Consider the following 12072-nt stretch of genomic DNA (forward strand, 5'->3'; position numbering starts at 1 on the left):
ATCCGATGAGCGAGGCGGTCCGGGACGCGGCATCGACGGACGTAGCGGTCGCGCGCCGGTCGGACGCCGCGCGGCTCGTCCCCCTCTACGGCGTGGTGCTCGCGCTGCATGTCGTGGGGTTCGGGTTGTTCGCGCACTACGGCGGGCAGCTTCGACTCGGCGGCGGGGGCGGGTCGTCGGCCGTGTACGCGGGGGCCGGGCTCACCGCCTACCTGCTCGGCGTCCGGCACGCGTTCGACGCGGACCACGTCGCCGCGATCGACGACACGACCCGCTACCTGCTGCAGAAGGGCCGCCGCCCGCTCGGGGTCGGGCTCGCGTTCTCGCTCGGCCACTCGACGGTCGTCCTCGGGCTGTCGCTGGGGATCGCGTTCGCAGCACAGGCGGCGGCGCGCGTGCAGTCGAGCTTCGCGGGTGCGAGCGCGATCGTCGGACCGATCGTGTCGGCGTCGTTCCTCTACCTGCTCGCGGTGCTCAACGGTGCCGTCCTGGTCGGGCTCGTGCGGACGTGGCGCGCAGCACGCCGAGGGCAGCACGACGACGTCGACCTCGCCGAGCTGCTCGCACGACGCGGGCTGCTCAACCGGCTGTTCCGCGGGCGCTACGACCGACTGATCGACCACCCCTGGCAGGTGTACGCGATCGGGCTGCTCTTCGGCCTCGGGTTCGACACCGCGACCCAGATCGGCGCGATCGGGCTGGCCGCCGGATCGGCCGCGGGCGGGAGCCTGCCGCCGCTCGCCATCCTCGCCCTGCCGCTGCTCTTCGCCGCCGGCATGACCCTGTGGGACACGACCGACGGTGTGCTCATGACCCGCGCCTACGGCTGGGCGTCGGGCCACCCGCTGCGCCGCGTCTTCTACAACATCACGCTGACCGGGCTGTCGGTCGCGCTGGCCGCCGGGATCGCGACCGTCGAGGTGGCGCAGCTCGTGGGGGACCGCGCCGGCTGGGCCGGGCACCCACCGTGGTCCTCGCTCGCGTCGCTCGACCTCAACCAGGTCGGGATCGCGTCCTTCGTCGTCTTCCTGCTCACCTGGGTCGGCGCGGTAGCCCTCTGGCGGTGGCGACGGTACGACGAGCCCGGCCTCGACTGACGGGCAGCGGGCCCACGGCGCCCTGCGCCCCGGAGACACGTCGACCACCTGTCGCCAGGCAGCACGACGCCGCCGGACCCGGCAGGTCTGGCGGCGTCGTGGTCCCGGTCGGGCCGGTCCCCGACCGAGTGCTCGCGGTTCAGGCGAAGCGGCGCCGGGCGAGCGTCGCGACGACCGAGCCGACGCCGAACAGCGCGATCGAGGCGAAGCCCCGGCCCACGTTGCCGACGCCCGCACCGTCGACCCCGGCGATCTCGATCGAGTAGGCGGTGGCCCCAGTAGCGCCCGACGGCGCCCCGTACGCCATGCCCTCGTCCGCCGCACGCTGGGCGCCGGCCGCGATGACCGCATACTTCACGCCGTAGTCGGCCGCGGTCGCCATGCCGTTCGACACGAGCACCGAGGTCCCCTCCGCCGAGAGCTGCCCGGCGCCGTCGACCAGGGCAGGTGCCCCGCCGGCCGCGGTCGTGAGCCCGTCGGCGAGGGTCGTCGACCCTGCCGCGGCCGTCCGAAGACCGGACGCGAGGCTGCTCGCACCCGTCGCCAGGAGCGCCGTGCCGCCCGAGAGCTGCGCGGCGCCGTCGGCGAGCGTCGGTGCACCGCCGGCAGCGGTTCCGAGGCCCTCGGTGAGCGTCGTCGACCCTGCGCTCGCGGTGCGCAGTCCGGACGCGAGGCTGCCCGCACCGGTCTCGAGCAACGCCGTGCCGCCCGAGAGCTGGGCGGACCCGGCGACGAGCTGCCCCGTCCCGCCGACCAGGTGACCGGCGCCGGTGCGGAGCGCGGACGCGCCGCTCGAGAGCTGGCCGAGGCCGTCGACGAGGGTCTGGCCCCCCGCCGAGAGCTGCGCGACGCCGCCGCGGGCCAGGTTGAGGCCGCCGCGCAGGGTGAGCCCTGCCTGGTCGGCGGGGGTCGCGCTCGGGCTCCCGATGGCCGCGATCGCCGAGGCGATGCCCTCGAGCAGCCCGGGTCTGGCCGGGTCGCAGACCCCGACGTACGACGCCGAGCTCAGGCCGCAGCCCATGGTGAGCAGGGCCGTGTTCGCTGCGGGGTCGATCTGGGACCTGAGCGACGCGAGGCCGCCGTTGACTGCCACCAGGTAGCCGGCGGCGTTGTCGAGCGCCGTGGCGCGGGTCCCGAGCACCGTCGCGATGGCCACAAGAGAGTCATGGGTCGCCGGCGAGACGCCGGCGTCTCCTGCCGCGGTCGTGACATCGGTTGCTGCCGTGCGCAGGTCGTCGCCGTTGCCGACGTACGAGGTCGCTGCGCCGGCGGCACCCTGCAGGTTCGTGAGGCCCGCCACCGCCGCGGCGATCTGCGTCCGGAGCTGGTCGATGCCGTACAGCAGCGTCCCGGCCGTCGCCTTCGAACCGATGCCGGCCGACATCGCGGCCAGTCCGTTCGCGCCCTGGAGCTGGGCGAGTCCCGCGTCGATCTTGGCGAGCCCCCCGTCGACCTGGGTCAGCCCGGCGAGCAGCGCGGGCACCTTGCTGCCTGCCGACGTGAGCCCGTCGTCGAGCTGAGCGCTCCCCGCAGCGACCTGCTGCGCGCCGGTGTCGACCTGCTGCGCGCCGCCCGCGAGGGCGGACGCGCCGGTGTGCGCGGTCGTCAGGCCTGCGGCGAGCTGGTTGGCCCCCGGGACCGCCGAGGTGCTCAGTCCGGTGGACAGCTGGGTGGCGCCGTCTCGGAGCTGGACGAGCCCACCGGCCAGCGTGGACGCGCCACCGGCCAGCCGGGCGGCACCAGAGTGCGCCGTCGTCAGGCCCGCGGCGAGCTGAGCCGCACCGGGCGCCGCCTCGTCGTTGAGGCCAGCGGACAGCGCCCCGGCACCGTCGCGGAGCTGGACGAGGCCGTCGAGCAGGCTCGCCGCGCCGTCGCGCAGCTGGAGCACGCTCGAGTCGATCGTGATCGCGCCCGCGGTGAGGTCGACGCCGGCCTGAGCGCCGCTCGCGTAGCTCGCCGAGCCGCCCTTGAACGACGTGCTGGTCAACGGTGAGACCGGCAGCGCGGTCATCGTCGCGGGCGGGACGACGCCCTGGGTGATCCGCGCCGTGTACCCGAACTCGGCGGTCGCGGAGCCGATCGGCGGGAACAGCGTCATCTGGAAGGTCATGATCGTGCCGCCGCGACCGTCGCCCGCGATGCTCGCCTCGCCCGACGTGACCGCCGTGAACGTGGACGGCAGCGTGGTGACGAGCTGACCGATCATCGGCACGACCGTCTCGGCGGTCGTGGCGACCTGCGTGCCCGTGCCGTCGTCGTAGGAGACCTTGTCCTGGCGGGTGGTCGTGTTCGTGACCGTGTACCGGACCTCGAGCGTCCCCGACCTCCCGAGCACGCTGCCGGGGCTCACGACCGTGCCGTCGAGCGTGTACGCGACGGACACGGCGAGCGGCAGCGGGTGATCGAGGTCGCTCACGGTGCGCAGACGCTGCTCGCCGTCGACCGTGACATCGGTCGTGAGCGCGCCGTCGGCCACCGTGAAGCCGCCGAAGCCGTCGAGGTTGCGCAGCCCCTTGGTCGACACGGGGTTGGAGACGTGCGCCTTGCCCTTGCCCGTGAAGGTGAGCTGCTCGTAGACGCGGGCCTCCTGCTGCTTGCCGGTCGCGTCGAGCCGGGCCTGCACCGTCTCGGTGTTGGTGACGACGACGTCACCGGTGGATGCGGCGGCCGCCGTCCTGGTCGCGCTCGCGGTGCCGGCGCTCGCGGGCGTCGAGGCCACGAGGATCGCGAGCGGCAGGGCGAGGCTCGCGGTCCCGACGCGGCGGAGCGCGCGTGAGCTGACGACGGAGCGGTGGGGCCGTCGGGGGGCGGTGGTCGGTGCGGTCACGTCAGGCCTCCGGGGTGGGCTCGAAGGAGCGGAAGACGGGGGAGGGTTCGGCGTGCTGGCGGTCCCGGACAGGCTCGAGCGCCGGGGCACGGACGGGCTCGTGGACCTCCTCGGCCGTGGCGGAGGTCGCACGCTCGTTCGCTCGGTCGTCGGCGACGCTCGGCCCGAGCAACGCGGTGGCGACGAACCCGGCACCTGCGGTGAGCAGGACGGCGGTCGCCGAGGCGGGAGACGACGCGAGGAACGCGGTCGGGTCGGCCGCGTAGGCCGCCTCGTACGAGCCGGCCATCGCGCCCGCGCCGACGAGCGCAGCCCACAGCGGGAGCCGGCCACGGGTCGCTGCGGCGACCGCGAGGCACACGAGCAGGACGACGAGCACGGCCACGGCGCGACCGCTCGGCGCGTCGGGGAGCGTCGCGGCACGCAGCAGGTAGCCGATCCAGGCGGCGACGAACCCGACGGCGAACGCTCCGACGCGCTGCGCGGGGGAGCGGTCCGGGACGAGGCCTAGGGCGCCGCCGAGGGCCGCGCCGAGCAGGACGACTCCCTGGACGTCGGGTCCGAGGAAGCCGGAGAGCAGGACGATCAGTGCAGCCAGGACGGCGAGGAAGATCCCCGCGAGCGCGTGTCGATTCATGACCACCTCGTTGTGGTGAAGTGCGCGGAAGGTGCGGTCGTCCGGGGCGGAGGACCGGCGACGTTGCCGGTCAGAGGGGTCCCCGGGTAGGAGGAGGCAATGTCTATCAGCGGCTCAGACACCTAGCACAGTGAGTACTAGGTACTTTGGTCCCAGCGCGCCGGATCGTTATCGGACCGTGACATTGACGCGCCTCGGAGCTCGGCACGAGGGCGTCCGCCCGTCGATCAGCTCGTGCGACCCGGGCCGTACTCGTAGTGCCAGTACTCGGGATACGCACCGGTCTCGCGCACCCGTGCCGGCGCGAACCAGCCATACGTCGGGGCGCTGGCCACGAGCCACACGTACCGCTCGGTGCCGAACCCGTAGACCCCAGGCCACTCCTGCACGTCGAGGGCCGTGCCGAGCCCGTGCGACGACGTGCCGGGCTTCGCGGCGAGCGCGCCGTAGTAGGCGGCGATCCGCATCTGCTCGTCGTACGAGCGGTACGTGAGATCCATCGCGAGCGACTCGCCGAAGCGGGCGCGGAACGCGTCGTTGAGCCCGGCCAGCGCGTCCGCCGCGTCGCAGCGCAGGTACTGCGGGCTGCCGATCTGGTCGGTCCCCCAGCCGATCAGGCACATCGACGACATGGGCATGTGGCCGTTGGAGCCGTCGCCGTCCGCGGTGGGGACCGACGTCACCGAGACGGGCACGCCCCCCGCGGCCGCCTTCGCCTTCGCTGCCGCAGCCGCTGCGGCGAGATCCGCCGCCGATGAGCCGGCCGCGGCCGGCGTGCTCGCGGCCGTCGACCTCTTCGCCGCGGCTGCCGCTGCCGCAGCCGCTTCGGCCGCCTGCCGCCACGTCGCCTGTGCCGCCTCGACCGCGCCGCGGGCCGTGTCGACGGCCGTGCCCGCGGCGAGGATCGCGGCCGCATCCGGTGCCGTTGCGCTCACCGGCTCGGCGGCCGCTGTGATCGTGGTGCGCGCCGCCTCGATCGCGGTCGCGAGCGCGCGGCGCACCGCGTCGTCGTCGACCTTGCCCTCGGACGCCGCGAGCACCGGCTCAGCTGTCGCGACCTGGGTCTGGACCGTCGTGACGGCCGCGGCGCGCTCGGCAGCCACGCTCGCCTCTCGTGCGAGCCGAGCCGCTTCGTCCCGCGCGGCGGCTGCGTCGGCGGCGACCCGGGCCGCCTGCGTCGCGTCGGCCTCGACGACCCGCTGAGTCGCCGCTCGGACATCGGCCGCACGGGCGGCGCGAACCTGCACCACGGCGAACGACGCCGCCACGACGACGACCACGACGACCGGGGCCAGCCAGGTCAGCAGCCGGCGCCGCACGGCGCCCGTCGAGGGGCGCCGTGCGCCTCTCGATTCGGTGTCGGGCGCGTCACCGCTCATGGCTCAGCCTGCCCGGGGGCCGATCTCGTCGATACGCGCGACCTCGGCCGCCGTGAGCGCGAACCCGAGGATGTCGAGGTTGGCGGCGATGCGATCGCGGTGGACCGACTTCGGGATGACGACGACATGGTGGTCGAGGTGCCAGCGCAGCACGACCTGGGCAGCGGTGACCTCATGGGCGGCCGCGACCTCGACGAGCGTCGGGTGCGTGAGGTCGGTGCGCCGCAGCGGGCTGTACCCCTCGAGCTCGACCCGGCGTGCGGCATGGTCGGCGACCAGCTGCGCGTCGTAGTCGGTCGGGCTCCACGGCACCTGGTTGATCGCGGGCGCCTCGCCCGTTGCGGCGATCAGCTCGTCGATCTGGGCGACCGAGTAGTTGGACACGCCGATCGCACGGACGAGCCCCTCGTCGCGCAGCGCGATGAACTGCTCCCACGTGGCGGGCGTGGCCTGCTTGTTCGGCGGCCAGTGCACGAGCCACAGGTCGACGTGGTCGGTGCCCAGGTCGGTCAGCGACTCCTCGAGGGTCTCGCGCTCGCGGCCTGCGCGGTCGGGCGGCAGCTTCGTGGTGAGGAACACCTCGTCGCGCGGCACGCCCGACACTGCGAGCCCGCGACCGACCTGGGCCTCGTTGCCGTAGCCGGTCGCGGTGTCGATGTGGCGGTAGCCGAGCTCGAGGGCGGTCGTCGTGGCGAGCACGGCGCCATCCCCCTCGGCCCGCCAGGTGCCGAGCCCGAGGAGCGGGATGTCGGCGCCACGCAGGGCCAGGGTGGGGAGCTGTGCAGCAGTCACCGGACCATCATGCCGGGTCGGCTCCGTCGTTGTCCCAGGGGCCGGGTCGGACCGACCGGGCGCGGCCTCTCGCGGACGGCACCCACAGGGAGTAGAAGAGGTGAGTATGCAGACCAGCCCGACTTCCCTGACTGTTGCAGCCCTCGAGCTCGCCGAGCAGTGGATCGCGGCGAGCGCCGCGGGCCAGACCGCGAGCGAGCAGCGGACGACCGGCCGGCTCGCCGCCCTCGTCTCCGACCCGGCGGGCCTCGAGCTCGCGGTCCGGTTCATCGACCGCGTCGCGCGCCCCGAGGACGAGCGTGTCGCCGCGCGCGAGCTCGCTGCCCTGACGGGCTACGCCTCCGCGGCCCGCGGGTTCCTCGGCCCGGTCGACCGGACGCTGCTCACGCTCGGGGCACCGTTGGCCCCCCTCCTGCCCCAGGCCGTCGTGCCCGCGGCGCGGCTCCGGCTGCGGCAGATCGTCGGGCACCTCGTCGCCGATGCGGGCGACGACCTCGCCGTGCACATCGCGCGCGCCGCGGCCGACGGCTTCCGCCTCAACCTCAACCTGCTCGGCGAGGCCGTCCTCGGGGAGACCGAGGCGACCCGGCGACTCGAGCGGGTGCAGGAGCTGGTCCGGCGTCCCGACGTCGACTACGTGTCGGTCAAGGTGTCGTCCGTCGCAAGCCAGCTGTCGACGTGGGACACCGCGGGCAGCCGCGACCGGGTCGTCGCCCGGCTGCGTCCGCTGTATCTCGCCGCCGCCCGGCACGCCACGTTCCTCAACCTCGACATGGAGGAGTACCGCGACCTCGCGCTCACGGTGCAGGTGTTCGAGCGGCTGCTCCTGGATCCCGCGCTGCTGGGGCTCGAGGCGGGCATCGTCCTGCAGGCCTATCTGCCGGACGCGTCGGCCGCGCTCGACGAGCTGAGCGAGATCGCGGCCCGGCGCCGCGCGCTCGGCGGTGCGCGGATCAAGGTCCGTCTCGTCAAGGGTGCGAACCTCGCGATGGAGCAGGTCGAGGCCGAGCTGCACGGCTGGGAGCAGGCGCCCTACCCGGACAAGGCCGACGTCGACGCCAACTACGTGCGCCTCCTCGACCGCGCGTTGCGGCCCGAGCGCGCGCGCGACGTCCGGGTCGGCGTCGCGAGCCACAACCTGTTCGACGTCGCGCTCGCGCACCTCCTGGCGAACGACCGCGGCGTCTCGGAGGCGCTCGACATCGAGATGCTCCAGGGCATGGCGCCCGCGCAGGCCCGTGCGGTGCGGGACGTCGTCGGCCCGGTCCTGCTCTACACACCCGTCGTCGCGCGGTCGGACTTCGACGTCGCGATCTCCTACCTGGTCCGACGGCTCGAGGAGAACGCCGCACCGCAGAACTTCCTCGCGGCGATGTTCACCCCGGCGGACGGTGCCGGCCACGGGCTCGCGGGGCAGCGCGCGGCCTTCATCTCGTCGGTGCGGCGGAGCGAGGAGCCGCCGACGACGCCGCGACGCGGCCCGCGGCCCGCTCCCGTCGAGGCGGCTCCGGGCGACCCGTTCGTCAACGCCGCCGACACCGACCCGGCCGTCGCCGCGTCGCGCGACTGGGCCGCCGACGTGCTTGTGCGTCACGTCGTCGTCCCTGCCGGGACCGCCGTCGCGACGACCGACGACGTCGACGCGGCCGTCGCACGCGCCCAGGTGCACCAGGAGCTGTGGGCGCAGACGTCGCCCGCCCGGCGCGCCCACGTGCTGCGCCGCGCGGCCGTCCACCTCGAGGAGGCGCGCGGCGATCTCGTCGCGACGATGGTCCAGGAGGCCGGCAAGACGGTCGCCGAGGCCGACCCCGAGGTCAGCGAGGCCGTGGACTTCGCCCGGTACTACGCCGACCAGGCCGAGCTCCTCGCGGACGGGAGCGTGCCCGGCGCGACCTACCGCCCGGACGGCCTGACGGTCGTGACGCCGCCGTGGAACTTCCCGGTCGCGATCCCCGTCGGATCGGTCCTGTCCGCGCTCGTGGCCGGCTCGCCGGTGCTCGTCAAGCCGTCCCACGTGACCCCGCGGTGCGTGCAGGTCGCGGTCGGGGCGATCCACCGCGCCATGGACGACCTCGGGGTGCCGCGCGACCTGCTGCAGGTGCTGCTCGCGACCGAGGGCGGCGCCGGTCGACGGCTCGTGACCCACCCGGCCGTCGCGCGCGTCGTCCTCACCGGGTCGATCGACACCGCGCGGCTGTTCTCGTCGTGGCGCACCGACCTCGAGGTGCTCGCGGAGACGTCGGGCAAGAACGCGATCATCGTCACGCCCTCGGCCGACCACGACCTCGCGGTCGCGGACGTGGTGCGGTCGGCGTTCGGCCACGCCGGGCAGAAGTGCTCGGCGGCGTCGCTGCTGATCCTCGTCGGGTCGGCCGGGACAAGCCGGCGCCTGCGCCGCCAGCTGGCCGACGCGGTCGCCTCGCTCGCCGTCGGGCCCGCGACGGACCTGGCGACGACGATGGGTCCGCTCACCGAGCCCGCCGCCGGCAAGCTCCTGCGCGCGCTCACGACGCTCGACCCGGGGGAGCAGTGGCTCGTGCAGCCGCGACAGCTCGACGCCGAGGGGCGGCTGTGGACGCCGGGGGTCAAGAGCGGCGTCGCGCCGGGCTCGTTCTTCCACACGACCGAGGTGTTCGGGCCCGTGCTCGGGGTCATGCGGGCCGCGACGCTCGACGAGGCCCTCGAGCTGCAGAACGCCGTCGCGTTCGGGCTGACCGGCGGCCTGCACTCGCTCGACGAGCACGAGATCGACCACTGGCTCGACCGGGTCGAGGTCGGCAACGCCTACGTCAACCGGCACATCACGGGGGCCATCGTGAGCCGGCAGCCGTTCGGCGGGTGGAAGGCGTCCGTCGTGGGGCCCGGGGCCAAGGCCGGCGGCCCCAACTACGTCGCCCAGCTCGGCCTCTGGTCCGACTCGCCGGACGTGCCTGTCGGGGACGACGCCTGGCTCGCGTGGGCCGAGGCCGACGACGCGCGGTGCTGGGACCTCGAGCTCGGCCGCGAGCACGACCCGAGCGGGCTGCGCGCGGAGGCGAACATCTTCCGCTACCGACCGGTGCCGCACCTGACCGTGCGCGTCGGAGCCGGTGCGCGCGAGCGCGAGGTGATGCGCGTGCTCGCGGCGGCGGCCCGGGCCCGGGTGCCCGTCGCGATCAGCCGCCTCTGGAACGAGGACGACGCGGCCTTCGCCGCGCGGGTCGCGGCGGGTCGCGTGACGGGTCGGATCCGGGTCATCGGGCTCGCGCCCGGTCTGCGCGAGGCGGCCCGGACCCGCGTCGGTGACGTCACGGTGCTCGACCAGCCGGTCCTCGCGAGCGGCCGCCGCGAGCTGCTGTGCGTCCTGCGGGAGCAGGCGATCAGCCGCACGGCGCACCGGTTCGGGCACATCGCCGAGCAGGTCGATGCGAGCTGACGTCGGGCGCCGCGGGGTTCGCGCACGCCGTCCGGGGCTCAGCGCACCGGGTACCAGCGGGCGCCCCACCGGCGGCTCAGCTGCGGGGTGCGCACGTCCGCGAGCGTCTCGACGACGGCGTTCGTGTGGCGCCCGACGTGCGTCGCGCCCTCGTCGTCGTCGGCCGTGAACCGGACGGTGATGCGGGGTTCGCCGCGGACGACGGCGAGGTCCCACGCCTCGACGACGGTCAGCTCGCGCGCCGCGGCCGCCGCGGCCGGCAGGACGGACTGCGGGTCGGTCCCGGCGCGCAGCGCGCCGACGCCGAGGGTGATGCGGTACGACGGCATGTGCTCAAGGCTCCCACGGCTCCAACCGCGCCCAGGGACCGCTCAGCAGCGCCGCGTACCATCGAACCAGCAGCCCCGCCAGCCTCCGAGAAGAGCCCTGCCATCCCGCGTCCCGTCATCTTCGTCCACGGAGTCCGCACGTCGTCGGCGATCTGGTCCCCCCAGGTCGCCGCGGTCGCTCGGCGCGGGCACCGCGGCGTGGCGATCGACCTGCCCGGCCACGGCACGCGCGCGAGCGAGAAGTTCACGGCCGAGGCCGCGTTCGCGGCGATCGACGAGGCCGTCGCCGGCTGTGCCGTCCCGCCGCTCCTCGTCGGTCTCTCGCTCGGTGGGTACACCTCCCTCGCGTACGCCGCGCGCCGCGAGGGCACGCTCGCTGGCGTCGTTCTCGCGGGGTGCTCGACGGAGATCCGCGGCAAGCCCGTCGGCGCGTACCGCAGGCTTGCCGGCCACGTGACGCGGACCCTGGACATCGGCGGCGACGACTGGTCGGTCGTCACCGACATGCTGAGGGTGCTCACGGGGTACTCGCCGCTCGCGGACCTCCGGGGGCTCGACGTGCCCGTGTGGCTCGTCAACGGTCGGCGCGACCCGCTGCGGCTCGACGAGCGGCGGTACCTCGGCGCCCGGCCCGGAACCCGGCTGACGGTCGTGCCCGGCGCGGGCCACGACGTCAACTCCCACCAGCCCGTCGCGTTCAACCGGATCCTGCTCGACGCGCTGCACGAGCTGCGTCTCCCGGCGCTGCACCTGCCCGGCCTGCACGTGCCCGAGCTGCACCTGCCGGCGGTCGCCTGACGCTCGTCGACCGTCCGCGGCAACAGATGGCAAGCGATTGCCGTCCGTTCCGGCGGGGTCGGAGAGTGCGGCCATGTCCAGCGCCGCGCCCCTGAGCCCGCACCTCGACCGTCTCCTCCCCGCCGACGAGGACGTCGGCACCGCACCGCTCGAGACCGCCGAGGCCGCGCGCATCTACCGCGCCGGGGTGACGGGCACGGCGACGCCCGACGAGGCGGCCTCGCTGCGCCGGCACATGCTGCTCGAGATGGCGCGCATGTCCGCCGAGGACGGCCTCACGATGACCCTGCACCCCGGGGTGCTGCGCAACCACCACCGGCCGACGTTCGAGGCCTACGGCCCGGACACCGGCCACGACATCCCGCTGCGGGGTGAGTTCACGGACGCTCTGCGGCCACTGCTCGAGCGGTTCGGCACGCAACCGAACCTGCGCCTCGTGCTCTTCACGCTCGACGAGACGGTCTTCTCACGTGAGCTCGCGCCCCTCGCCGGCTTCTACCCCTCGGTGTACGTCGGCGCGCCCTGGTGGTTCCTCGACGCCCCCGAGGCGGTCCGGCGCTGGCGGGCAGCAGTCACCGAGACGGCCGGCTTCGCCAAGACGTCGGGCTTCATCGACGACACGCGAGCGTTCTGCTCGATCCCGGCCCGCCACGACATGTCCCGACGCCTCGACAGCGGCTACCTGGCCCAGCTCGTCGCCGAGCACCGCCTCGACGAGGACGAGGCTCTCGAGACCGCGATCGACCTGGTGGCGACCTGCCCGCGCGTCGCGTTCAACCTCTGACCAGCGCGACGCGT

At 74.5% G+C, this 12072-nt stretch carries 8 protein-coding genes and 1 pseudogene; 4 read left to right on the forward strand and 5 right to left on the reverse strand.

What is annotated here, in order from left to right; genetic code table 11:
* Positions 1 to 5: 5 nt before the first annotated feature.
* The gene (locus VFW79_RS10465) at positions 6 to 1097 is read left to right on the forward strand and encodes a HoxN/HupN/NixA family nickel/cobalt transporter (protein WP_329677249.1); all 1092 of its coding nucleotides are present in this window, start codon (positions 6 to 8) and stop codon (positions 1095 to 1097) included.
* Between the two features lie 139 nt (positions 1098 to 1236).
* Here VFW79_RS10465 and VFW79_RS10470 read toward each other — a convergent pair whose 3' ends face one another.
* The 4 genes from VFW79_RS10470 to VFW79_RS10485 all read right to left on the reverse strand — a co-directional run bounded on the left by VFW79_RS10470 (position 1237) and on the right by VFW79_RS10485 (position 6732).
* On the reverse strand, positions 1237 to 3924 hold the full coding sequence (locus VFW79_RS10470) for a hypothetical protein (RefSeq protein ID WP_329677250.1): 2688 nt from the start codon (positions 3922 to 3924) through the stop codon (positions 1237 to 1239).
* A gap of 1 nt (position 3925) precedes the next feature.
* Entirely contained in the window at positions 3926 to 4561 is a 636-nt protein-coding gene (locus VFW79_RS10475) for a hypothetical protein (RefSeq protein ID WP_329677251.1), read from the reverse strand.
* Between the two features lie 227 nt (positions 4562 to 4788).
* The gene (locus tag VFW79_RS10480; protein WP_329677252.1) at positions 4789 to 5940 is read right to left on the reverse strand and encodes a M15 family metallopeptidase; all 1152 of its coding nucleotides are present in this window, start codon (positions 5938 to 5940) and stop codon (positions 4789 to 4791) included.
* 3 nt (positions 5941 to 5943) lie between these two features.
* Positions 5944 to 6732 (reverse strand): aldo/keto reductase, encoded by a 789-nt coding sequence (locus tag VFW79_RS10485; RefSeq protein ID WP_329677253.1) that lies wholly within the window; start codon positions 6730 to 6732, stop codon positions 5944 to 5946.
* 106 nt (positions 6733 to 6838) lie between these two features.
* Here VFW79_RS10485 and VFW79_RS10490 point away from each other — a divergent pair, with 106 nt between their 5' ends.
* Positions 6839 to 10147 carry a bifunctional proline dehydrogenase/L-glutamate gamma-semialdehyde dehydrogenase gene (locus VFW79_RS10490; RefSeq protein ID WP_329677283.1) on the forward strand — a complete coding sequence of 1103 codons (3309 nt, stop codon included), beginning with the start codon at positions 6839 to 6841 and terminating at the stop codon, positions 10145 to 10147.
* A 38-nt stretch (positions 10148 to 10185) separates the two neighbouring features.
* On the opposite strand, the gene VFW79_RS10495 is transcribed toward VFW79_RS10490, so the two are convergent.
* Positions 10186 to 10476: a hypothetical protein gene (locus VFW79_RS10495; protein ID WP_329677254.1), complete on the reverse strand. Its 291-nt coding sequence runs from the start codon at positions 10474 to 10476 to the stop codon at positions 10186 to 10188.
* Positions 10477 to 10593: 117 nt separating this feature from the next.
* Here VFW79_RS10495 and VFW79_RS10500 point away from each other — a divergent pair, with 117 nt between their 5' ends.
* Together VFW79_RS10500 and VFW79_RS10505 are read left to right on the forward strand one after the other, a co-directional pair.
* Positions 10594 to 11274 (forward strand): alpha/beta fold hydrolase, encoded by a 681-nt coding sequence (locus VFW79_RS10500; protein ID WP_329677284.1) that lies wholly within the window; start codon positions 10594 to 10596, stop codon positions 11272 to 11274.
* Positions 11275 to 11404: 130 nt separating this feature from the next.
* Positions 11405 to 12058: pseudogene (locus VFW79_RS10505) on the forward strand (glucuronate isomerase); the annotation flags it as partial.
* Positions 12059 to 12072 lie beyond the last annotated feature (14 nt).

Origin of the sequence: Cellulomonas sp. (assembly GCF_036279715.1) — a bacterium.
Taxonomy (GTDB): Bacteria; Actinomycetota; Actinomycetes; order Actinomycetales; family Cellulomonadaceae; genus Cellulomonas_A.

Excerpts from the sequence above, each read along its gene's own strand:
- VFW79_RS10490 (WP_329677283.1), top strand. The coding sequence starts at position 6,839 with ATGCAGACCAGCCCGACTTCCCTGACTGTTGCAGCCCTCGAGCTCGCC.
- VFW79_RS10480 (WP_329677252.1), bottom strand. The coding sequence starts at position 5,940 with ATGAGCGGTGACGCGCCCGACACCGAATCGAGAGGCGCACGGCGCCCC.
- VFW79_RS10475 (WP_329677251.1), bottom strand. The coding sequence starts at position 4,561 with ATGAATCGACACGCGCTCGCGGGGATCTTCCTCGCCGTCCTGGCTGCA.
- VFW79_RS10495 (WP_329677254.1), bottom strand. The coding sequence starts at position 10,476 with ATGCCGTCGTACCGCATCACCCTCGGCGTCGGCGCGCTGCGCGCCGGG.
- VFW79_RS10465 (WP_329677249.1), top strand. The coding sequence starts at position 6 with ATGAGCGAGGCGGTCCGGGACGCGGCATCGACGGACGTAGCGGTCGCG.